The organism is Thalassospira sp. B30-1 (genome assembly GCF_015767575.1).
Lineage (GTDB): Bacteria > Pseudomonadota > Alphaproteobacteria > Rhodospirillales > Thalassospiraceae > Thalassospira > Thalassospira xiamenensis.
On record NZ_CP065232.1, the window covers coordinates 4,324,141 to 4,343,419 of the forward strand.

Genomic DNA, 19,279 nt, shown 5'->3' on the forward strand with positions numbered 1-19,279 from the left:
TGCCGACCTTTGCGGGCGGCACTACACACCTCGGATGTCACATGTATTTGGGAAGACAACCTGAAGTTCCCCACACCCGGAAATGACGGAAAACTGCAGCTTCCTTCCATGGCTACACATAGCGGATCATCTGCCTAAAAACTATGCTTCTGCACAAAAAAAAATCGTTCACTCAATAGGTTCCGATCAACGGAGCCCTGTATTCCAATTGGGGATTGTCACAGAATTTTACACTTTGTTGCATCGCAAAATCATCTAAGCTTTGTATCGCTTGCGAATCAGGAGTCCGCTTCGCATCCGCAAAACAACTCAAAGCAGGAGATGCCAAGTGCTGGCAGGAAAGAAGGGCCTTATCGTCGGAATTGCCAACGACAAATCGATTGCCTATGGCTGTGCCCGAATTTTCAACCGGGAGGGTGCAGAGCTTGCGATCACCTATCTGAACGACAAGGCCGAAAAGCATGTCCGCCCCTTGGCAGAGGGACTAAACGCCGCGATCATCACCCCGCTTGATGTTCAGAACGAAGACCAGATGGATCGATTGTTCGCGGCAATTTCCGATCAATGGGGAAAACTGGATTTTGTCCTGCATTCCATCGCATTTGCGCCTGGCGATGACCTGCATGGGCGGGTGATCGACTGTTCACGCGACGGCTTTCTGACCGCGATGGATATTTCGTGCCATTCATTCCAGCGACTGGCAAAGCGTGCAGAGCCGTTGATGATCGACGGTGGCGCACTTTTGACCGTCACCTATATGGGGTCGGAGCGGGTTATTGACCATTATGGGGTCATGGGTCCGGTCAAGGCCGCGCTTGAAAGTGCAACCCGATACATGGCGGCGGAACTTGGCCCGAAAAACATTCAGGTCCATGCGATTTCACCTGGCCCCCTTCTGACACGGGCGGCATCGGGCATTGCCGAGTTTGATCACCTTATGACCAACGCCCAAAGCCGGGCACCGGGACGCAGGCTGGTTACCATCGACGAGATCGGGGAACTGGCCGCTTTCCTTGCCAGCGACCGGTCACGCGGGATCACGGGCGATGTCATCCATATCGATGGCGGTTATAACATCATGGGCTAAAGCAATTTGCCTTTAACCGATCATGTTGTCCTCGAACACGATATTGTCCTCGGTGAAATCGGCAAGATCGGTATTTTCAATCAGGACACCATAATCGTAATGCCGACCATCACTAAAATCGACATACAACCCGGCGTCCGTTTCCTCTGCATGCTCTAGAAAATCAGCGAAGTCATGGATGCCGCTTTTTTCCTGAAACTCGGTTCCGAGCTGAAGCCTGTCACCGTTGGAACCTGTTTCAAAATCGGCAATACGGTCGCGTTCGGCACCGCCTTCAAACACCCGCCACAAAAACGTGTCCGGTCCATCATCCTCTGGATATCTGTCACTGTTGCCGCGCAGGAAATCGTTGCCGTCGCCACCCTCGATGATGTCATGCCCATTGCCACCATGCAGCACATCATGCCCGTCGCCACCGCGCAGAACATCATCGCCGAAATGCCCCTGCAGAACATTCCGACCAGCATCGCCGATCAACAGGTCATCATGGATTGTGCCGTATAGATTTTCGATATCATGGATCACGTCGCCTTCGGCTTCGCCGCCCTGAAAAACACCGGTTTCAAGGTTGATCGAAACACCGGCATCACCATTGTAGCGCAGTGTGTCGTTTCCAGCGCCGCCATCGACATAGTCCGCATCGGCACCGGGGCTTAACATATCATCCCCGTCGCCACCCAGAAGGGTATCCTCGCCGTCGCGCCCTGTGAGGGTATCGTTCCCGCTTCCGCCCAGCAGGGTGTCGTTGCCCGGATCATTGCCAAGATAATCGCCGTACAGAAAATCGTCGCCGTCACCGCCCAGCAGCAAATCGCTGCCACCGCGCCCCCAAAGCACATTGCTTGCGTCATCGCCGATTACGGTATCGTCAAACGGACTTCCTTCGACCACTTCGATGCCAACAAGCCGGTCGCCTTGTGCCTCGCCCCCGTGACCGGTTCCGGCTTGCAGATCAACAATCACGCCTTGTGTTGCGGTATCGGTATCGTAGTTGGCGCTATCACGTCCTCCGGGGCCACCGTCAAGCAAATCTGCGCCCGGTCCGCCTGTCAGTTCGTCATCCCTGCCAGCGCCATAAAGCTGGTCATCGCCCGCGAGCCCATAAATCGTGTCATTATCACTTGATCCGACAAGGCTATCATTGCCTTCTGTTCCGGTAACGAGTGCCATAACGCCCTCCTACAACTGACAACATCAACTGCAGATTTAAATATATATTCCTGCACACATCAACATTCGTAAAATAGAATGAAATATAAACTTGAATTATACAAAATGACCATTTTCAAAAAATGGCGATAACGCGTTTTAGGACATGAAATATTAGAAATTATTTTGCCGTTTTCTGAATTTTATTGCGTCATCTGCAAGCGGAGCCGCTTTGACAATTTGCTTCTTAAGGGCCAGAACCAGATCGGCATCGGGATCCGGTGCGCTGGCAGCGAACAGATCTGCTGTATCACCGCCATTGATCGCAATCATGCGCTTTTCCGTTTCGGCCTGGGTTTCAACACGCCCGTCGGAAACCAGATGCCGCAAATCAAATCCGGCGGCCTTGAGTGCCGGCGCGATCAGCAATGTGCGATGGCAATCCAGCGGATCCTTTTCCGCACACATCAGACAGATTCGGTATTTGCCCGCACCCGATATCAAACGATCAATCCCGGCCCTGAATTCCGGGCGTGCTGCCATCAGGTCGTAGCTTAGCCGACCATCGGGATACAATGTCGGGTCCTGTGGTTTTCCACCCAGAACATCGCCCATGAAAACGTAAGCAATGCCGTTCTCGCGCAGGAAGGGGCCAAAGGTATCGGCGTCAAACGCCTTCCAGTAATTCGATCCGCGAAAAGTCCGGATGTCGGCCACCGCCGTAATATCCTGCCCCTTCAGAAGGGCAAGCAAACTGTCGCGGTCATGCCCGGCATAACCGACGGTCCAGATAATGTTTTGGGGGTAATCGTTGTCCTGATTGTCGTGCATTTTTCCAAAAAACGACATCTTATTGGGAACCGCAAGACCAAAACAAAAAAGGCCGCCCCGAAGGACAGCCTTTTTAAACTTTCATCATGGAGCGGGCGAAGAGATTCGAACTCTCGACCCTAACCTTGGCAAGGTTATGCTCTACCCCTGAGCTACGCCCGCATCATCATGAAAGCATGATCAAGGAAACCACCTGATGGAGCGGGCGAAGAGATTCGAACTCTCGACCCTAACCTTGGCAAGGTTATGCTCTACCCCTGAGCTACGCCCGCATTCATCAGTATTTCCTGCCCCTGTGGAGCGGCGCGGATAATAGCCCAACAAAACGCGATTGCAACCCTTTTTTCCATCAAATCGCCGCCACATCCAGAATGGCGGTTTTCCTTGACTTTTTACCCTTAAAACAGGGAAATCACGCCAACATGCTGCAATTTGCGTCCTAATTGCAATCTGACGATCTTCGCGCGACCCAGCCAGAAGGAAAACAGGATGAGTGATCCATCAACCGCACTTTTCGATTATCTCGAAAATCTTGGGATCAAAACCAGCACTCACACGCATGTGCCGTTATTCACGGTCGAGGATTCGCAAAAGCTGCGCGGGGATTTGCCAGGCCTTCATTCCAAGAACCTTTTTGTCAAAGACAAGAAAGATGCCCTGTGGCTTGTCGTGGCCGAGGAAAATACCGAAATCCGCATGAACCATCTGCACAAGACACTGGGCTGCGCGCGCCTTTCTTTTGGCAAACCGGAGCTGCTGCTTGAAACGCTGGGCGTCATTCCCGGATCCGTCACACCGTTTGCCCTGATCAACGATCATGCGCGCAAGGTCAACTTCGCCCTCGATTCAAAGCTGGCCAAAGGCGACATTCTTAACTTCCACCCCTTGCGGAATGATAGAACCACGACAATTCAATCGGATGATCTGCTTCGATTTATCACCAGTCTTGGCTACGCAATCAGAATTGTCGATTTTGACGAGGAAATTGGTTCGTTCTGATTCCGAACAAATGCTCACAAAGCCTTTTACCGCGAAACATTAAGCTATAAGACTTACCTAATGTTATGGTTGGACCCCTTGTCGAACAGCGGTTGCGGCATCATCTAGAATCCAGAATTAGAGAGTAAAGCAATAATGTCCATCATTCTTGACGCCACCGCTGCGAACGCCACCCCGACCGCCGGACAGGACAAAGACCTGATCAAGGACAGCAGCGTAGAAACATTTGTCCAGGACGTCATCGAACCCTCGATGGAAGTGCCTGTTGTCGTCGATTTCTGGGCCCCTTGGTGCGGTCCATGCAAAAGCCTGACCCCGACCATCGAAAAGGTCACACGCGAAGCTGGTGGGCGCGTAAAGCTGGTCAAGGTCAATATCGACGAGAATCAGGAACTGGCGATGCAATTGCGCATCCAGTCCGTTCCAACGGTCTATGCCTTTAAGGGTGGCCGACCGGTAGATGGTTTTCAGGGCGCACAGCCAGAAAGCGAAGTCCGCGCGTTTTACGAGCGCCTTGCAGGCGGCCCGATTGAAAGCCCGATTGCCGCAATTCTGGATCAGGCGGCAGGCGCACTTGCAGATGACGACCATGAAACAGCCCATGGCCTTTATGTTGGCGTCCTTGAACGTGAACCGCAAAACGAAACAGCAATCGGCGGCATGATCCGCTGCATGGTCGCCATGGGTGAAATTGAAGAAACCCGCCATTTTGTGGATAACATGGCCGAAGCAGACCGCCTGAAAGCGCCGATTGCATCCGCGATCAGTGCGCTTGAACTGGCGGAAACGGGCTACAGCAAGGAAGACCTTGATGTTGCGCGTGCCAAAGTGGCCGCCAATCCGGAAGACCTGCAGGCACAGTTTGATTTGGGCATGGCCTGCTTTGCCACCAACAAGCGCGAAGAAGCCGTCAACGCCATGATTGCGATCATTCGCAAGGATCGCAGCTGGAACGACGATGCCGGTCGCACCCAACTGATTAAATTTTTCGAGGCCTGGGGCCCAATGGACCCGGCCAGCGTTGCGGGGCGCCGCGCACTTTCGACGGTTTTGTTTTCATGAGCATATGCGGTCCTTTTGATCCCAGTTTTTCGGATCTTCCAGATACGATGCCGGTTTTTCCGCTAAGTGGTGCGCTTTTGCTGCCGCGTGGCCATCTGCCGCTCAATATCTTCGAGCCCCGCTATCTGAACATGATCGCGGATGCCCTGGGACAGGACCGCATGATCGGCATGGTTCAGCCACGCCCGGACGGGCGAAACACCTATCACATGGACCCCGACAATCCGCCGGTGTTCCAGACCGGCTGTGCGGGTCGCATCACGGCGTTCAGTGAAACGGATGATGGCCGTTTCCTGATCACGCTAACGGGTGTCTGCCGATTCAACATCATCGAAGAACTGCCGATGCAAAGTGGCGGATATCGTGCAGTGCTTGGTGATTTCGCCCCATGGAAGGATGACCTGCTGTTGCCATCGCCGGATTTGCAGCCCGTCAATCGCGACCGGCTCCGGCAAGCATTGGAAGGCTATTTTGCCCAGCATTCATTGCGATCCTGCTGGGACACGCTGAGCGATACGGATGATGAAATGCTGGTGACGGCCATTGCAATGGGCTGCCGCCTCAGCCCGCTTGAAAAACAGGCTTTGCTCGAATGCGCAAGCCTGTATGATCGCGGCGATATGCTGACAACCTTGCTGGAAATGGCGGCCCATCCACGGGCCCCGCAAACAGCCACCAATTAAAGTGATATGAAGGCCAGACAATGACCGCCACACATAGCCCGGTAGACCCGAAATTGCTTGAAATCCTCGTTTGCCCGGTCACGAAGGAAACGCTGGAATATAATCGCGAACAGAATGAGCTGATCAGCGTCAAGGCGGGCCTTGCCTATCCGATCCGCGATGGCATTCCGATCATGCTGCCTGACGAAGCCCGCGTCATCGCAGACTGATTGTGACGGCTTTCATGTCGGAAGACAGCTTTACCCCGCGTTTCAGTCCGGTTGAAATCAACTATCTGCGTGATGAGCACATTCTGGAAATCATCTGGGATGATGGGCTGACGTCAAAATTCAGTGCCGAACTTCTGCGGGTCGAAAGCCCGTCTGCCGAGGTTCAGGGACATCATCCGTCCGAGAAAAAAATCATCCCCGGCCGCCGTCATGTCGGCATTATCGACATCGTCCCGGTCGGGAACTATGCGGTGCGCCTTACATTTGATGATCTGCATGATAGCGGATTGTTCAGCTGGCAATATCTGCGTGACCTGCATGCCAATCAGGATCAGCTCTGGACTGATTACCTTCGTGCACTCGAGATGCGTGGCCTGTCACGCGATCCCGTACGGCGTTAAGGCAACAGGCCACCCTCTGATCCGGCCCCATAAACAAAAAACGGCCCTGCCAAGTGACAGGACCGTTCTTGGGATCAGACAACAAACCGGAAAGTTTGCCGTCGGTAGTGATCAGAAACGGTAACCAACACCGATACCAAAAATCCATGGATCAAGGTCCACATCAACCTTGGCCGGCGATGCTCCGCCGAGGTCAGCAGTCACCGTTGTGTTCAGGAAAAGCTTCTTCACGTCAAAGTTCAGAGACCACGGACCGGAAATTGCGTAGTCAAAACCGGCTTGGAACGCGTAACCAAAGCCATTGTCATAGTTGACGGAGTTCGCGCCACCAGATTTCTCGTTATAGAACATGGTGTAGTTCAAACCTGCGCCAACATACGGGCTGAAACGCTGATCCGAGAGGAAGTGATATTGTACCGTCAAAGTTGGCGGAAGCAGATTAACCGAGCCGAGATCAACATCAGGATTCTGCCATTTAACATCATGCTTGGTCGTTGCTGCGATCAACTCGAGGGCAATGTTGTCGGTAATGAAGTAAGAAAAATCCACCTCGGGGACGTAATCATTGCTGACCTTGCCTTCCCCGGTAGTAATGTCACTGGTCGAGGTATCTTCGTCCGGCACCACACCAATAACACGGCCGCGAATCAGAATATCGCCCGCCTGTTTGGTTTTAAATGCCGCTTCCTGCGCCTGTGCGCCAGTTGCCGCAATCATCATCGTGCCAACAACAGCGCAGCTGGCCACTGTGGTCATCAATTTCCGGGTAAGTGTCATGTTTATCCCCTGCATTCAAAAATACGTCATGGGGACATTGCATCTTCGCAAATGCGAAATGCTTGACTCAAATCAACACGGCACGACAAAAAGCGACACAATTTTGAATTGTTTTCAACTGTGCGCAGATAACCAAACCAAAAGGCGATCTTTAGAAATCAAAGATCGCCTTTTGCATCAATCCCCATCTGGATGGGGGAAGATTAAAGCGGTTTACCCTGCATCAGGCGCGGCAGAGTCCCGGCATATCCCATGGCATGGGACATGAAAGTCTTTTTGAGCGGCGGGATTTTCTGCACAACGGCAAGCCCGATATCGCGCGCCCAACGCACCGGCGCAACATCATTGGAAAACAGCCGATTGGTCACATCGGTCACCGCCAGCATCACGGTATTATCAAACCGGCGCCATTGCTCGTATTCGGCCAAAACATCAGAACCACCGATATCGCGACCAAGGCGGCGGGCTTCGACAAGAATCTCGGCAAGGGCCGCGACATCGCGTATCCCCATATTAAGCCCCTGCCCGGCAATCGGGTGCATGCCATGTGCCGCATCCCCGATCAGGGCGATGCGCGGATCGGTGTAGCGATAGGCATGCTGCAAACCGAGCGGATAACAAAAACGCGGGCCGATGACTTCAAGATCACCAAGGTAGCCGTCAAACCGCCGATGCAATTCGTCGACAAACGTCTCCTCGTCCAGATTGACAAGATAATTGGCGAGATCGGTTGTTTCCGTCCAGACGATCGAACAACGATCATCGGTCATCGGCAAAATGGCAAATGGTCCGGCGGGCAGGAAATGCTCCACGGCAAGACCGTTATGGGGCACCTTGTGCTTGACCGTACAGACCACCGCACTTTGCCTGTAGCTCCATTGGTAGGTCTTGATGCCCGCCCAATTCCGCAGCATCGAATTGCGCCCTTCGGCGCCAATGGCCAACGCGCCGCGGATAGACCGGCCATCTGCCAATGTAACCGTCATGCCGCCCTGATCACGTACAATGGTTTCAACACGTGCCGGTGCGATCATTTCGACCAGATCGGTTTCGGCAATAGCCCGATAAAGCGCGCCACGTGTGATCAGATTCTCGACGATGTAGCCCAGAGGCTGGTTTCCGACATCTTTATGATCATAATGAAGGAACAGCGGACTTACGCCGTCTGCAATCCTGATATCAAGGATCGGTTCGGCTTCGTCCGCCATATATTTCCATGCACCGATCACATCAAGCACGGACCGGGAAGCCGCAGCTATGGCGCAAGTACGTCCATCATAATTGGCAGTGAGGATGGCTTTGGGGTCAGCGTAATCAATCACAACGGAACGCAGGCCACCATGCGCAAGCGCAAGCCCCATCGCCGCACCATTCAGCCCCCCGCCAAGAATGATGACATCGGCCTTAATCGTTTCCTGCTGAGCAACCATCGTGCACACCTTTGCTTTCTGCGCCAGCCGGGCAAAGTCGTATGACACCTGACTGGAAAATCCATGTTTCGACAGTTTTTACGTAAAACAGCCGTCGAAAGATGCATCTGATTTAACGCGTCACGACCACGGCCACAAGCCGGACCAGGAAAATACCGCACATTGCATCAATCCGGACATTCTCGATCCTGATGACAGCAATGCCGCCACGACATCGCCTTGACGGAAAACAGATTTTTAGATCGCTATAGTTGATTAAAATTTGTGCATAAATTTTAATCAGCGCCAAAATCTATGCACAATTAGTATCCTGCCCGCGTTTTGCATCACCCGATCAGATGACCTTTTTGTTGAGGAATATATATAAGATTCAACGTATTAGAAGATTGATTTCGAATCTGGCACGATTCTTGGTTTGTAGGTTGCGACTGCGAAATCGTGATTACCACGTCGGTACTCAACGGATATGCCGGGAGGTCGCAATATTATGAAACTCGTTACTGCTGTCATTAAGCCATTCAAGCTCGATGAAGTCCGTGAAGCGCTTAGTGCGCTTGGCGTTCAGGGCCTGACGGTGACTGAAGTCAAAGGTTTTGGCCGCCAGAAAGGCCAGACCGAAATTTATCGTGGCGCTGAATATATGGTCAGCTTCCTGCCGAAAGTGAAGCTGGAAGTCGCGATCACGGATAATCTGGTTGATCAGGTTGTCGAAGCCATCACCAAAACTGCTCAGACCGGGAAAATCGGGGACGGAAAGATTTTCGTTCTTGATGTGAGCCAGGCGGTACGTATCCGCACGGGCGAAACCGGCGACGACGCCCTGTAAGTCCAGAGACAAGGGGAGACATTATGAACATTCCGATGAAGAAAACCGGCTTTGCCGCTCTTGCCGGGGCCGCTGCGCTGGCAATCACGTCACCGGCCTTTGCTCAGGACGCGGGCGTTCCGGCCGAGACCCAATACATCCTCAACACCTTCAGCTTCCTGTTTAGCGGTGCGCTGGTGATGTGGATGGCCGCCGGCTTTGCCATGCTGGAATCCGGCCTGGTGCGGACCAAAAACGTATCGACCATTCTTTTCAAAAACATCGCCCTCTTCGCCGTTGCAGGTATCATGTATTACCTGATCGGTTATAACCTTATGTATATGGACGTTTCCGGCTGGATCGGTTCGCTCAGCCTCTGGAGCGCTGATGACGCTGCAGCACTTGGTGGCGATTTCTCTGGCGGGTATTCGGCGACCTCCGACTGGTTCTTCCAGATGGTGTTCGTTGCAACCGCAGCTTCGATCGTTTCCGGTACCGTTGCCGAACGTATCAAACTGTGGCCGTTCATGATTTTCGTCGTCGTCCTGACCGGTATTATGTATCCGATTACCGGTGCATGGACCTGGGGCGGTGGCTGGCTGTCAGAAATGGGCTTTGCCGATTTCGCAGGCTCGACCATTGTTCACTCGGTCGGCGGCTGGGCGGCTTTGACCGGCGCAATCATCCTTGGTGCACGTAAAGGCAAATATGGTGCGGACGGTTCGGTTCATCCGATGCCCGGCTCGAACCTGCCGCTGGCAACACTTGGTACCTTCGTTCTGTGGCTCGGCTGGTTCGGCTTCAACGGTGGTTCGCAGCTTGCAATGGGTTCGGCTGCTGACGTTATCGCGATTGCCAACATCTATGGCAACACCTCGATGGCTGCTGCCGGTGGCGTTGTTGCCGCAGCAATCCTGACCCAGATCCTCTACAAAAAGGTCGACCTTACCATGGCACTTAACGGTGCGCTGGCTGGTCTGGTCTCGATTACTGCTGGCCCGGACACCCCGACCATCGGTTCCGCCATCATCATCGGCGCCATCGGCGGTATTCTGGTTGTTGTTGCGGTTCCGCTGCTCGACAAACTGAAAATCGATGACGTTGTCGGTGCGGTTTCGGTTCACCTTGTCTGCGGTATCTGGGGCACCATGGCTGTTCCGTTCACCAATGACGGTGCATCGTTTGGTGTTCAGCTGACCGGTGTTGTTGCGATGGGTGCCTTCACCATTGTTGCATCGGCAATCGTGTGGCTGATCCTGAAATTCACGGTTGGCATTCGCCTTAGCGAAGAAGAAGAAGCACTGGGCAGCGATGCTGTCGAGCTTGGCCTCGAAGCTTATCCGGAATTCGGTAAAGGTTCGCAGCGCTTCTAAGCGATCAGATTTCCTGACGGGTGCCATGTTCGCATGGCACCCAGCCTGTCAGACCGATTGACCCGCCTTGGGATTTCCCAGTGGCGGGTCTTTTGTATTTTGCCCATGCCACCTTTTTAAGCACAGTGATAAGCACAAGACATGCAAACGGTTCCATCCGGTCCTTATCCCGAGGATGATCCGCGTGCCAGCTGATCTGCCAATTCTTTGCCCGAATCTTCTGCCAAAAGCCCGGAGAGCGCAACTTTCCGGGCTTTTTCGCAACGGAGACCATCGCCCTTAAATCTTTCTTTGTATTTTTGGCATAGGGGTAAAGTCAGGGGAGATTGCCCACATTTTGCGGATACCTGCATTTTGACGCCTGTCGATCTGCGAGATCCATTCATGACCGGAATGCCGAACGCGATGTTTAACCAGCGCCTTGATCAATTGCCCGCCTATCCGTTTCCACGGCTTGCTGCCCTGTTAGAGGGGCTTGAACCCGGCAAGACGCCATTGGTGATGTCGATTGGCGAGCCGCAGCACGAACCACCTGCAATGATCACCGAGGCCATGGTGAAATACGCCAGCCTCTGGCATAAATACCCGCCCGGAAACGGCACGCCGGAACTGCGCAGCGCGATCAAGGGATGGCTTGACCGCCGTTACAATCTGCCTTCGGGCATGATTGATCGGGATGCTCATATTCTGCCGGTCGCCGGAACACGCGAGGCGCTTTATCTGATTGCAACATGCGTTATCCCGCAGGATCAACCCGGCCCGAAACCCAAGGTTCTTTTGCCCAATCCGTTCTATCAGGTCTATTGCGGTGCGGCAGTCCTTAACGATGCGGAAATGGTGCCGCTGGCGGCGGGACCGGAAACCGGTTTCATGCCGGATCTTGATCAGATCGATATCGAAACACTTAAGGCGTGCCGCCTGTTTTTCCTGTGTTCCCCGGCGAACCCGCAAGGGGCCGTTGCATCGCGCGACTATCTTGAACGCATTATTGCGATGGCGCAGGAACATGATTTCGTTCTGGCGATGGATGAATGCTACGCCGATATCTATGACCGTGAGGCCCCGGTTGGTGCGCTTGAAATCTGTGCAGCGCAGGGCGGCAGGATGGATAATGTGGTTGTTTTCCATAGCCTGTCAAAACGATCCAGCGCGCCGGGCCTTCGTTCAGGGTTCGTTGCCGGTGATCCCGTGATTATCAAACGCTTCAACGCATTGCGCAGCTATTGCTCGGCGACGATTCCGATGCCGATCATGGCCGCATCCGCCGAATTGTGGGCCGATGATGCCCACGCATCGGAAAACCGTGATCTTTATCGCGCCAAGATTGATGTCGCGCAGGAAATTTTTGGCAACCGGTTTGGTTTCTATCGCCCGCCGGGGGGCTTTTTCCTGTGGCTTGATGTCGGTGATGATGAAGCCGCAACCAAAAAAATATGGGTGGAAGCCGGGGTAAAAGTCATTCCGGGCAGTTATCTGTCGATCACGGATGCAGATGGCAACAATCCCGGAAAACGCTTTATCCGCATTGCCCTTGTTCATGACCTTGAAACCACCCGCGAAGGGCTTCGACGTATTGCCGATGCCCTGAGCTGAACCAAGTCTGCCCGATCAACAGCGACGAAACGACAACGGATACCCCGATGAGCAGTCAGTCCAACCTTCTCGCACGCAGCACCGCCTTTATGCCGGGCAGTCTTGTCAATCTGCTGAAACGAAGCGGATTGCAGCTATGCGGGCTTGCGCTGGTTGGCGCAGCAATCGCCCTTTTCATGATGCTGATCGGTTTTCATCCCGGTGATCCGTCTTTCAACCATGCGGCTGATCGCGATGTGATCTTCAACCCGCTTGGAACATTCGGGGCTTATACCGCCGATCTGTTGTTGCGCACGCTTGGTCTGGCATCGGCGCTGCTTACTGTCTTGATCCTCGGCTGGGGTCTGCGGCTGATTGCGGTTCGGCCGTTCAACTGGATGTGGGCACGTTTTCTGGTTTTGCCGCTTGCGCTGCTGATGGTCGCCACCGCGGCTGCCGCGGTCCGACCGGGTATGCACTGGCCGCTCACGGTCGGGTTTGGTGGTTTTGCCGGTGATCTGCTGCTTTCCAAGCTTCAATACGGGTTCGAAATGATTGGCGTGCCAGGTGCACGTCCGCTGATTGCGCTGATTGCAATGATACTTGGTCTGTTCCTGACCATGTTCTGCATGGCCTATCACATGTCTGAATGGCAGAAAGTCGGCTCGATCCTGTCGCGTATCGCAGGCGGTATTATTTCCGCAATCGGCCGCGCCATTCCTGGCAATTCAACAGATGACCGCCCGGGCGAACGGACAGCAGCCCGCAATCCCCGCATGCGTCAGGAACCGTCGCTGGAAAAAGGCAAAACCGGCCTTGGTGCTGCGATCAGTACCCGTCTGCAAGCGGCAACATCGTCACATAACAAGGACGATGATATCGAAGAAGACGATTACAACGACGCCGATCATGCGCCGCCGGTTCATATTGTCGCAGCCCCGGCGGCAAAATTGCAGCCCGGCGAAAAAGCATCGGCCCAGCGTCAGGCGTCGTTTGATCTTGGATCAGACGATTACCGATTCCCGCCGCTTAGCCTTTTGCATGAACCCGACCCGGCAGACGCAACCCAGATTGATCAGGAAGCATTGGCGCAAAATGCCCGCCTTCTGGAAACCGTTCTTCAGGACTTCGGCGTCAAGGGCGAAATCGTTCAGGTTCGCCCCGGGCCGGTTGTTACCCTTTATGAACTTGAACCGGCAGCAGGCGTCAAGTCATCACGCGTGATCGGCCTGGCCGATGATATCGCGCGTTCCATGAGCGCGATTGCCGCCCGTGTCGCGGTGGTACCGGGGCGCAATGTCATCGGTATCGAATTGCCAAACGCGCGCCGCGAAACCGTACATTTGCACGAAATTCTGGCATCGAGCGATTTCGAAAAGAATACCGGCAAACTGAATATGAGCCTTGGTAAGGATATCGGCGGGACGCCGGTTATTGCCGACCTGTCGAAGATGCCGCACCTGCTGATTGCCGGTACCACAGGCTCGGGTAAATCGGTTGGTGTGAACGCGATGATCCTGTCGCTGCTTTATCGCCTGAAGCCCGAAGAATGCCGTTTCATCATGATCGACCCGAAGATGCTGGAACTGTCGATTTATGACGGTATCCCGCATCTTCTGACGCCGGTTGTGACCGACCCGCATAAGGCGGTTGTCGCCCTTAAATGGGCGGTGCGCGAAATGGAAGACCGGTATCGCGCCATGAGCCAGGTCGGTGTGCGTAACATCGCGGGCTATAACAAACGCATTAAGGAAGCAGCGGCCAAGGGCGAACAGCTAACGCGGCGCGTTCAGACCGGCTTTGATCCCGAAACCGGCAAACCGATCTTTGAAGATCAGGAACTGCCGATGGAGCCGCTGCCGTTTATTGTGGTTATCGTCGACGAAATGGCCGATCTGATGCTGGTGGCAGGCAAGGATGTTGAAGCATCGATCCAGCGATTGGCACAGATGGCCCGTGCCGCTGGCCTGCATCTGATCATGGCGACCCAGCGCCCGTCGGTCGACGTGATTACCGGTACGATCAAGGCCAACTTCCCGACGCGCATTTCCTATTCCGTGACATCGAAAATCGATTCCCGGACCATCCTTGGCGAAATGGGTGCCGAACAGCTTCTGGGTCAGGGGGATATGCTCTATATGGGGCAAGGCGGCCGATTGCAGCGTGTCCACGGCCCGTTCGTATCGGACGAGGAAGTCGAAAGCATCGTCGCCCATCTGCGCGATCAGGGCGACCCGGCCTATCTCGAAACCGTTACCGAAGAACCCGAAGAAGATCCGGTCGCGGCTTATATGGCCGGTGGCGGCGGTTCAGACGGCGGTGGGAATGGATCGGATGATGATCTGTATAATCAGGCTGTCGGCATTGTCCTGCGCGAGAAAAAGGCATCCACCAGCTTCATTCAGCGCAAATTGTCTATCGGCTATAACCGCGCAGCCCGCATCATCGAACAGATGGAAGAAAACGGCATTGTTTCGTCGGCTAACCATGTCGGCAAACGCGAAGTCCTGATGGAAAACATGGACGGATCGCCTTACGAATACTGATCGTCGTGCAACCAAAAATATCAACAACAAACGAAAGAGGGATGCCATGTGCATCCCTCTTTCGTTTACGGATCTCGCCGCGATACTGATTTCACTCACTGATTTCAATGAGGATTCTTCATTTTATCACGGGTTTTCTGATTTCGATCAGGAACAATTGGCAAAGCTCTTTTTATAAAACCGCACATCTGCACAACCCTATGTTGCAGTTATGCTGACCTGACAGCTTTTGCTGCATGCAGTTTCCGCCGTTTACATCCAAATACGGAGAACCCGATGAAACTCTCCAATTTCTCGCTTTCCGCCAAATTGCGGATGGTACTGGTAATGACGGCTTTTGCGCTGGGCGGTCTGGCGGTCTTTGATCTTGTGACCCTGCGATCTGCACTGGTCGAAGAAAAGAAAGCCAATGTCCGGCAAGTCGTCGATATGACCCGTTCGATCTTTAGCCATTATGATCAGCTCGCCAAATCCGGTGAGATCACCCTCGACGAAGCGCAGACCCGTGCAACAGAGTTTATTCAGAATGCGCGTTACGCTGACAATAATTATGTGTTTGTACTGGGTCTTGATACCAAGGTCATACTGCACCCGATCCAGCCAAAACTGAACGGCCAGAACGGTAAACAGGTGATTGATGTCAACGGTGTCCCGGTCCTTGATGAAATGGTCAAGGCAGCACGTCATCCCGAAGGCGGTTTCCTGACCTATGAGTGGAACAAACCGGGGCATGACGGGGTATTTCCCAAACTGGCCTTTGCCGAAACATTCAAGCCGTGGGGCTGGGTGATAACAACCGGCGTTTATATCGATGATGTTGATGACATTTTCTGGCAAACCGCCATCAATGACATCGCTGTTGCGATTTCCATGCTGATCGTCATCGGAATGGCCGGACTTGCGATTGACAGATCAACAACCCGACCCCTGCGAATGATCACCGAGGCGCTTAACAAACTGGCCCAAGGTGATACCAGCGTCACCACAAACGAAACAGATCGGCGTGATGAAATCGGTGCGCTGGCCCGCTCGCTTGATGTTTTCAGGTCAAACCGCGAACAGGCCGAAAAGCTTGAACAGGAGCAGAAAGATACACACAAGATCCAGATTGCCCGCGCAGAAAAGATCGAAAAGCTGATTAAAAGTTTCGAGATCGAAGTCGAAGGCAATCTGTCGACGGTTCACAGCGCGTTGGAGCAATTACGCACCACGGCAACAGGCATGGCCAGCCAGTCTGACGAAACCACCGGCCGTGCGGCCAACGTTGCCGTGGCAACCGAACAGGCAGCAGCCAATGTCGATACCGTTGCGGCCGCGGCAGAACAGCTTGCTGCATCCATCGATGAAATCACGTCGCAGGTTTCGCGAAGCTCTGATATCGCACAGTCGGGTGCAAACGAAGCCGATGACGCAAGTACGATTTTTGCAGAACTTGGAACGGCTTCCGACAAAATCGGGCAAGTGGTTGAACTGATCCAGTCGATTGCCGAGCAAACCAATCTTCTGGCACTCAACGCCACAATCGAGGCCGCCCGTGCCGGTGATGCCGGAAAAGGCTTTGCCGTGGTTGCGGCCGAGGTCAAAAACCTTGCCAACCAGACCACGCGCGCGACCGAAGACATTGCCGGTCAAATCGGCGGTATTCAGGAATCGACCCAGAATGCACTGGGCGCGATCCAGCACCTTTCGGGTCGAATGAAGGAACTGAACGAGGTTTCGGCAAGCATTGCCGCCGCCGTACGTGAACAGGATGCAGCAACCGGCGAAATTGCCCGCAACGTTGCCGAAGCCGCAACCGGCACCAAGGATGTCGCGCAAAACGTCGTCGGCTTGCGCAAGGCCGCCGAAGAAGAACGCGAAGCATCCGGTCAGGTTCTGGCGGCATCCGGCAGCCTGAACAGCAAATCGCAAAACCTGATGGAGCAAATCAAACAGTTCCTGAACGATATCAGGGCGGCATAAGCCAATCTGATACTGAACTTTCAGCTGTGCCGTCCTGAAAACCGTCAAAGTATTTTGGGACGGCACATTCGGAAAAGACAAAAAGCAACTTTCAGTTGATTTTGATCTATCGCAAGATTTCCAGTCTAGAAAAAGCCTAAAACCGGAAAAGAATAACAAAACCGGCAGAAACACCGTCCCCACACGTTTTGGAGATGAGGCGTGAATGCCACCAACGGCTTATCTGGAAACGCTCATGACCCTATCCAATCTTTCCATATCGACAAAACTACGACTGGTTCTGGTGCTCGTTGCGCTTGCGTTGACCACTCTTTCAGCAATTGATTTGATCAACCTTCGCGCGACCATGGTTGATGATCGCAAAAACACTGTTCGCAATGTTGTTGAAATGGCCAACACAACTCTGGAGCATTATCAGCAACTGTCCAAAGACGGACAATTGTCGGATGAAGATGCCCGAGAGCAGGCGCTTGCAGCCTTGAATGCGCAACGTTTTGGCGATGACAATTACGTTTTTGTATTCAAGCCGGATACCCGAATTGTTTTGCACCCTGTCCAGCCACAGTTGAATGGCAAGCAAGGCCGCGACATCAAGGACCCGAACGGAATTGCACTGTTTGTAGAATTGGCAAAGGCTGCCGGACAGCGCGACGGTGTTTTTGTCCCTTACACCTGGAACAAGCCGGGGAAGGAAGGCACATTCCCCAAACTTTCCTATGCCAAAGCCGCACCGTTTGGCTGGATCGTTGCCACCGGCATTTATATTGATGATGTTGATGCATTATTCTGGCAGCGCGCGATTACCAATATTGTGGTCGCATTTGCCATGCTTTTCATCATCGCTGTCCTCGGCGTCATGATCGACCGGTCGACATCTCGTCCGCTTAAATCGATCACCACCGCGATCAACAATCTGGCAAACGGCAATACCGAAATCGCCATCACAAATTCAGATCGCAAAGATGAAATTGGCGACCTGCAACGGGCCTTGCTGATTTTCCGCGAGAACCGGATCCAAGCTGACAAACTTGAACGTGAACAGCAGGAAAACCAGGAAGCACAGCTTCAGCGTGCCAAAAAGATCGATGCAATGATCCGCAACTTTGAAACAGAGGTTGCCGGGAACCTGACAGTTGTTAATGCAGCGGTAACGCAGCTTCGCAGCACAGCCAGCCACATGATGGATCAATCGGTGTCGACAACCAACCAAGCCACCGCTGTTGCGGCGGCGACCGAAGAAGCGTCGGCAAATGTGGACACTGTTGCCTCCGCCGCCGAACAGCTTGCCGCCGCGATTGATGAAATCACACTTCAGGTCAATCGTAGTTCGCAGATTGCCCAGTCGGGTGCCGAAGAAGCCGAGGAAGCCAGCTCTATCTTTGCTGCGCTCGGAAATGCATCCGACAAGATTGGCGAAGTTGTTGAATTGATCCAGTCGATTGCAGAACAAACAAACCTTCTTGCACTGAATGCGACCATCGAAGCAGCAAGGGCGGGAGAAGCTGGTAAAGGGTTTGCCGTGGTGGCCGCCGAGGTCAAGAACCTTGCCAATCAAACCACCCGCGCAACCGAAGACATCGCAACCCAGATCAACGATATCCAGTCATCGACACAAAATGCGCTGGGCGCAATCCAGCACCTTTCGGGTCGGATGAACGAATTGAACGAAGTTGCAGGTGGAATTGCCGCAGCCGTCAGCGAACAGGATGCCGCCACGGGTGAAATCGCCCGTAATGTGTCCGAAGCCGCCGAGGGAACCAAGGAAGTGTCACGCAATGTCAACGGCCTCCGGCACTCTGCCGAAGACGAACGAGGCGCTTCTGGTGAAGTCATGGATGCTGCGGAAAGCCTTAGCGACAAATCACACGTCCTGATGTCCCAAATCAACGATTTCCTGGCCAACATCCGGGCCGCCTGATCAAACGGCACAAGTCTTCGATACAAAGTTCAAAGAAAAAGGCGGGCTGCATGACACAGCCCGCCTTTTGATGTTTTAAGATCGTCACCGATCAGATGATCAGATCGACTGATTGATCCAGTCGACAAGAGCGCTTTTCGGCAGCGCGCCAACTTTCATCGCGGCAACTTCGCCACCCTTGAAGATCATCAGGGTCGGGATACCACGTACACCGTATTTTGCCGGGGTGTTCGGGTTTTCATCGATGTTTACCTTGGCAATCTTGAGCTTGCCGCCCAGTTCGCCAGCAATTTCGTCCAGATACGGCGCGATCTGTTTGCACGGGCCGCACCATTCCGCCCAGAAATCGACGAGGACCGGGTCATTGGAACCCAGAACGTCGGAATCGAACGAAGTATCGGATACTTTAATCGTGGTCATACTATCAGTTCCTGGTTGTTACGAGGCCAAGTCGGGTTTCCCCTCCAACCTCGAT

17 protein-coding genes and 2 tRNA genes are annotated in these 19,279 nt (G+C 53.6%); 12 read left to right on the forward strand and 7 right to left on the reverse strand.

From position 1 onward, the window contains the following. Window positions 1-328 precede the first annotated feature (328 nt). The gene (gene fabI / locus IT971_RS20110; protein ID WP_063092471.1) at window positions 329-1,087 is read left to right on the forward strand and encodes an enoyl-ACP reductase FabI; all 759 of its coding nucleotides are present in this window, start codon (window positions 329-331) and stop codon (window positions 1,085-1,087) included. Between the two features lie 12 nt (window positions 1,088-1,099). Here fabI and IT971_RS20115 read toward each other — a convergent pair whose 3' ends face one another. The 4 genes from IT971_RS20115 to IT971_RS20130 all read right to left on the reverse strand — a co-directional run bounded on the left by IT971_RS20115 (window position 1,100) and on the right by IT971_RS20130 (window position 3,339). Then, window positions 1,100-2,257, reverse strand: coding sequence for a calcium-binding protein (locus IT971_RS20115; RefSeq protein WP_063092470.1), 1,158 nt, complete (start codon window positions 2,255-2,257; stop codon window positions 1,100-1,102). 153 nt (window positions 2,258-2,410) lie between these two features. Beyond that, window positions 2,411-3,085: a DUF488 family protein gene (locus tag IT971_RS20120; protein ID WP_063092469.1), complete on the reverse strand. Its 675-nt coding sequence runs from the start codon at window positions 3,083-3,085 to the stop codon at window positions 2,411-2,413. A gap of 69 nt (window positions 3,086-3,154) precedes the next feature. After that, window positions 3,155-3,229: transfer RNA gene (locus IT971_RS20125), tRNA-Gly, on the reverse strand. A gap of 35 nt (window positions 3,230-3,264) precedes the next feature. After that, window positions 3,265-3,339: transfer RNA gene (locus IT971_RS20130), tRNA-Gly, on the reverse strand. Between the two features lie 217 nt (window positions 3,340-3,556). On the opposite strand from IT971_RS20130, the gene IT971_RS20135 reads away from it, so the two are divergent. From IT971_RS20135 to IT971_RS20155, 5 genes are all read left to right on the forward strand, one after another. After that, window positions 3,557-4,066, forward strand: coding sequence for a prolyl-tRNA synthetase associated domain-containing protein (locus tag IT971_RS20135; protein WP_063092468.1), 510 nt, complete (start codon window positions 3,557-3,559; stop codon window positions 4,064-4,066). Window positions 4,067-4,201: 135 nt separating this feature from the next. Next, window positions 4,202-5,128, forward strand: coding sequence for a thioredoxin (gene trxA / locus IT971_RS20140; RefSeq protein WP_065701864.1), 927 nt, complete (start codon window positions 4,202-4,204; stop codon window positions 5,126-5,128). Beyond that, window positions 5,125-5,811, forward strand: a complete 687-nt coding sequence (locus IT971_RS20145; protein WP_037990752.1) for an LON peptidase substrate-binding domain-containing protein — start codon at window positions 5,125-5,127, stop codon at window positions 5,809-5,811. The genes trxA (IT971_RS20140) and IT971_RS20145 overlap by 4 nt, the downstream gene beginning before the upstream one ends. 20 nt (window positions 5,812-5,831) lie before the next feature. Further along, the gene (locus IT971_RS20150) at window positions 5,832-6,020 is read left to right on the forward strand and encodes a Trm112 family protein (protein ID WP_037990751.1); all 189 of its coding nucleotides are present in this window, start codon (window positions 5,832-5,834) and stop codon (window positions 6,018-6,020) included. Window positions 6,021-6,034: 14 nt separating this feature from the next. Then, complete coding sequence (locus IT971_RS20155) at window positions 6,035-6,421, forward strand: gamma-butyrobetaine hydroxylase-like domain-containing protein (protein WP_063092467.1); 387 nt, start codon at window positions 6,035-6,037, stop codon at window positions 6,419-6,421. Between the two features lie 111 nt (window positions 6,422-6,532). On the opposite strand, the gene IT971_RS20160 is transcribed toward IT971_RS20155, so the two are convergent. Together IT971_RS20160 and IT971_RS20165 are read right to left on the reverse strand one after the other, a co-directional pair. Then, window positions 6,533-7,198, reverse strand: a complete 666-nt coding sequence (locus tag IT971_RS20160; RefSeq protein ID WP_063092466.1) for an OmpW family protein — start codon at window positions 7,196-7,198, stop codon at window positions 6,533-6,535. A gap of 203 nt (window positions 7,199-7,401) precedes the next feature. Then, a complete protein-coding gene (locus IT971_RS20165; protein WP_063092465.1) occupies window positions 7,402-8,628 on the reverse strand; it encodes a UbiH/UbiF/VisC/COQ6 family ubiquinone biosynthesis hydroxylase in 1,227 nt (408 codons plus the stop codon). A 487-nt stretch (window positions 8,629-9,115) separates the two neighbouring features. Between IT971_RS20165 and IT971_RS20170 the strand changes: the two genes are divergently transcribed. From IT971_RS20170 to IT971_RS20195, 6 genes are all read left to right on the forward strand, one after another. After that, window positions 9,116-9,454, forward strand: coding sequence for a P-II family nitrogen regulator (locus IT971_RS20170; RefSeq protein WP_007088725.1), 339 nt, complete (start codon window positions 9,116-9,118; stop codon window positions 9,452-9,454). A gap of 23 nt (window positions 9,455-9,477) precedes the next feature. Then, window positions 9,478-10,806, forward strand: a complete 1,329-nt coding sequence (locus tag IT971_RS20175) for an ammonium transporter (RefSeq protein WP_007088724.1) — start codon at window positions 9,478-9,480, stop codon at window positions 10,804-10,806. Between the two features lie 384 nt (window positions 10,807-11,190). After that, a complete protein-coding gene (locus IT971_RS20180; protein WP_063092464.1) occupies window positions 11,191-12,399 on the forward strand; it encodes an aminotransferase class I/II-fold pyridoxal phosphate-dependent enzyme in 1,209 nt (402 codons plus the stop codon). 47 nt (window positions 12,400-12,446) lie between these two features. Then, a complete protein-coding gene (locus tag IT971_RS20185; RefSeq protein WP_007088721.1) occupies window positions 12,447-14,924 on the forward strand; it encodes a DNA translocase FtsK in 2,478 nt (825 codons plus the stop codon). A 276-nt stretch (window positions 14,925-15,200) separates the two neighbouring features. After that, window positions 15,201-16,886: a methyl-accepting chemotaxis protein gene (locus tag IT971_RS20190; protein ID WP_063092463.1), complete on the forward strand. Its 1,686-nt coding sequence runs from the start codon at window positions 15,201-15,203 to the stop codon at window positions 16,884-16,886. 235 nt (window positions 16,887-17,121) lie between these two features. Then, window positions 17,122-18,804: a methyl-accepting chemotaxis protein gene (locus IT971_RS20195; protein WP_037988440.1), complete on the forward strand. Its 1,683-nt coding sequence runs from the start codon at window positions 17,122-17,124 to the stop codon at window positions 18,802-18,804. Between the two features lie 99 nt (window positions 18,805-18,903). Here the strand turns inward: IT971_RS20195 and trxA (IT971_RS20200) are convergent, their stop codons facing one another. Beyond that, on the reverse strand, window positions 18,904-19,224 hold the full coding sequence (gene trxA / locus IT971_RS20200; RefSeq protein ID WP_007088718.1) for a thioredoxin TrxA: 321 nt from the start codon (window positions 19,222-19,224) through the stop codon (window positions 18,904-18,906). Window positions 19,225-19,279: the final 55 nt, after the last annotated feature.

What these genes read in the sequence shown, in the direction of transcription:
- IT971_RS20115 (WP_063092470.1), bottom strand. Translation starts at nt 2,257, where the DNA reads ATGGCACTCGTTACCGGAACAGAAGGCAATGATAGCCTTGTCGGATCA.
- IT971_RS20120 (WP_063092469.1), bottom strand. Translation starts at nt 3,085, where the DNA reads ATGTCGTTTTTTGGAAAAATGCACGACAATCAGGACAACGATTACCCC.
- IT971_RS20135 (WP_063092468.1), top strand. Translation starts at nt 3,557, where the DNA reads ATGAGTGATCCATCAACCGCACTTTTCGATTATCTCGAAAATCTTGGG.
- trxA (WP_065701864.1), top strand. Translation starts at nt 4,202, where the DNA reads ATGTCCATCATTCTTGACGCCACCGCTGCGAACGCCACCCCGACCGCC.
- IT971_RS20145 (WP_037990752.1), top strand. Translation starts at nt 5,125, where the DNA reads ATGAGCATATGCGGTCCTTTTGATCCCAGTTTTTCGGATCTTCCAGAT.
- IT971_RS20150 (WP_037990751.1), top strand. Translation starts at nt 5,832, where the DNA reads ATGACCGCCACACATAGCCCGGTAGACCCGAAATTGCTTGAAATCCTC.
- IT971_RS20155 (WP_063092467.1), top strand. Translation starts at nt 6,035, where the DNA reads ATGTCGGAAGACAGCTTTACCCCGCGTTTCAGTCCGGTTGAAATCAAC.
- IT971_RS20160 (WP_063092466.1), bottom strand. Translation starts at nt 7,198, where the DNA reads ATGACACTTACCCGGAAATTGATGACCACAGTGGCCAGCTGCGCTGTT.
- IT971_RS20165 (WP_063092465.1), bottom strand. Translation starts at nt 8,628, where the DNA reads ATGGTTGCTCAGCAGGAAACGATTAAGGCCGATGTCATCATTCTTGGC.
- IT971_RS20170 (WP_007088725.1), top strand. Translation starts at nt 9,116, where the DNA reads ATGAAACTCGTTACTGCTGTCATTAAGCCATTCAAGCTCGATGAAGTC.
- IT971_RS20175 (WP_007088724.1), top strand. Translation starts at nt 9,478, where the DNA reads ATGAACATTCCGATGAAGAAAACCGGCTTTGCCGCTCTTGCCGGGGCC.
- IT971_RS20180 (WP_063092464.1), top strand. Translation starts at nt 11,191, where the DNA reads ATGACCGGAATGCCGAACGCGATGTTTAACCAGCGCCTTGATCAATTG.
- IT971_RS20185 (WP_007088721.1), top strand. Translation starts at nt 12,447, where the DNA reads ATGAGCAGTCAGTCCAACCTTCTCGCACGCAGCACCGCCTTTATGCCG.
- IT971_RS20190 (WP_063092463.1), top strand. Translation starts at nt 15,201, where the DNA reads ATGAAACTCTCCAATTTCTCGCTTTCCGCCAAATTGCGGATGGTACTG.
- IT971_RS20195 (WP_037988440.1), top strand. Translation starts at nt 17,122, where the DNA reads ATGACCCTATCCAATCTTTCCATATCGACAAAACTACGACTGGTTCTG.
- trxA (WP_007088718.1), bottom strand. Translation starts at nt 19,224, where the DNA reads ATGACCACGATTAAAGTATCCGATACTTCGTTCGATTCCGACGTTCTG.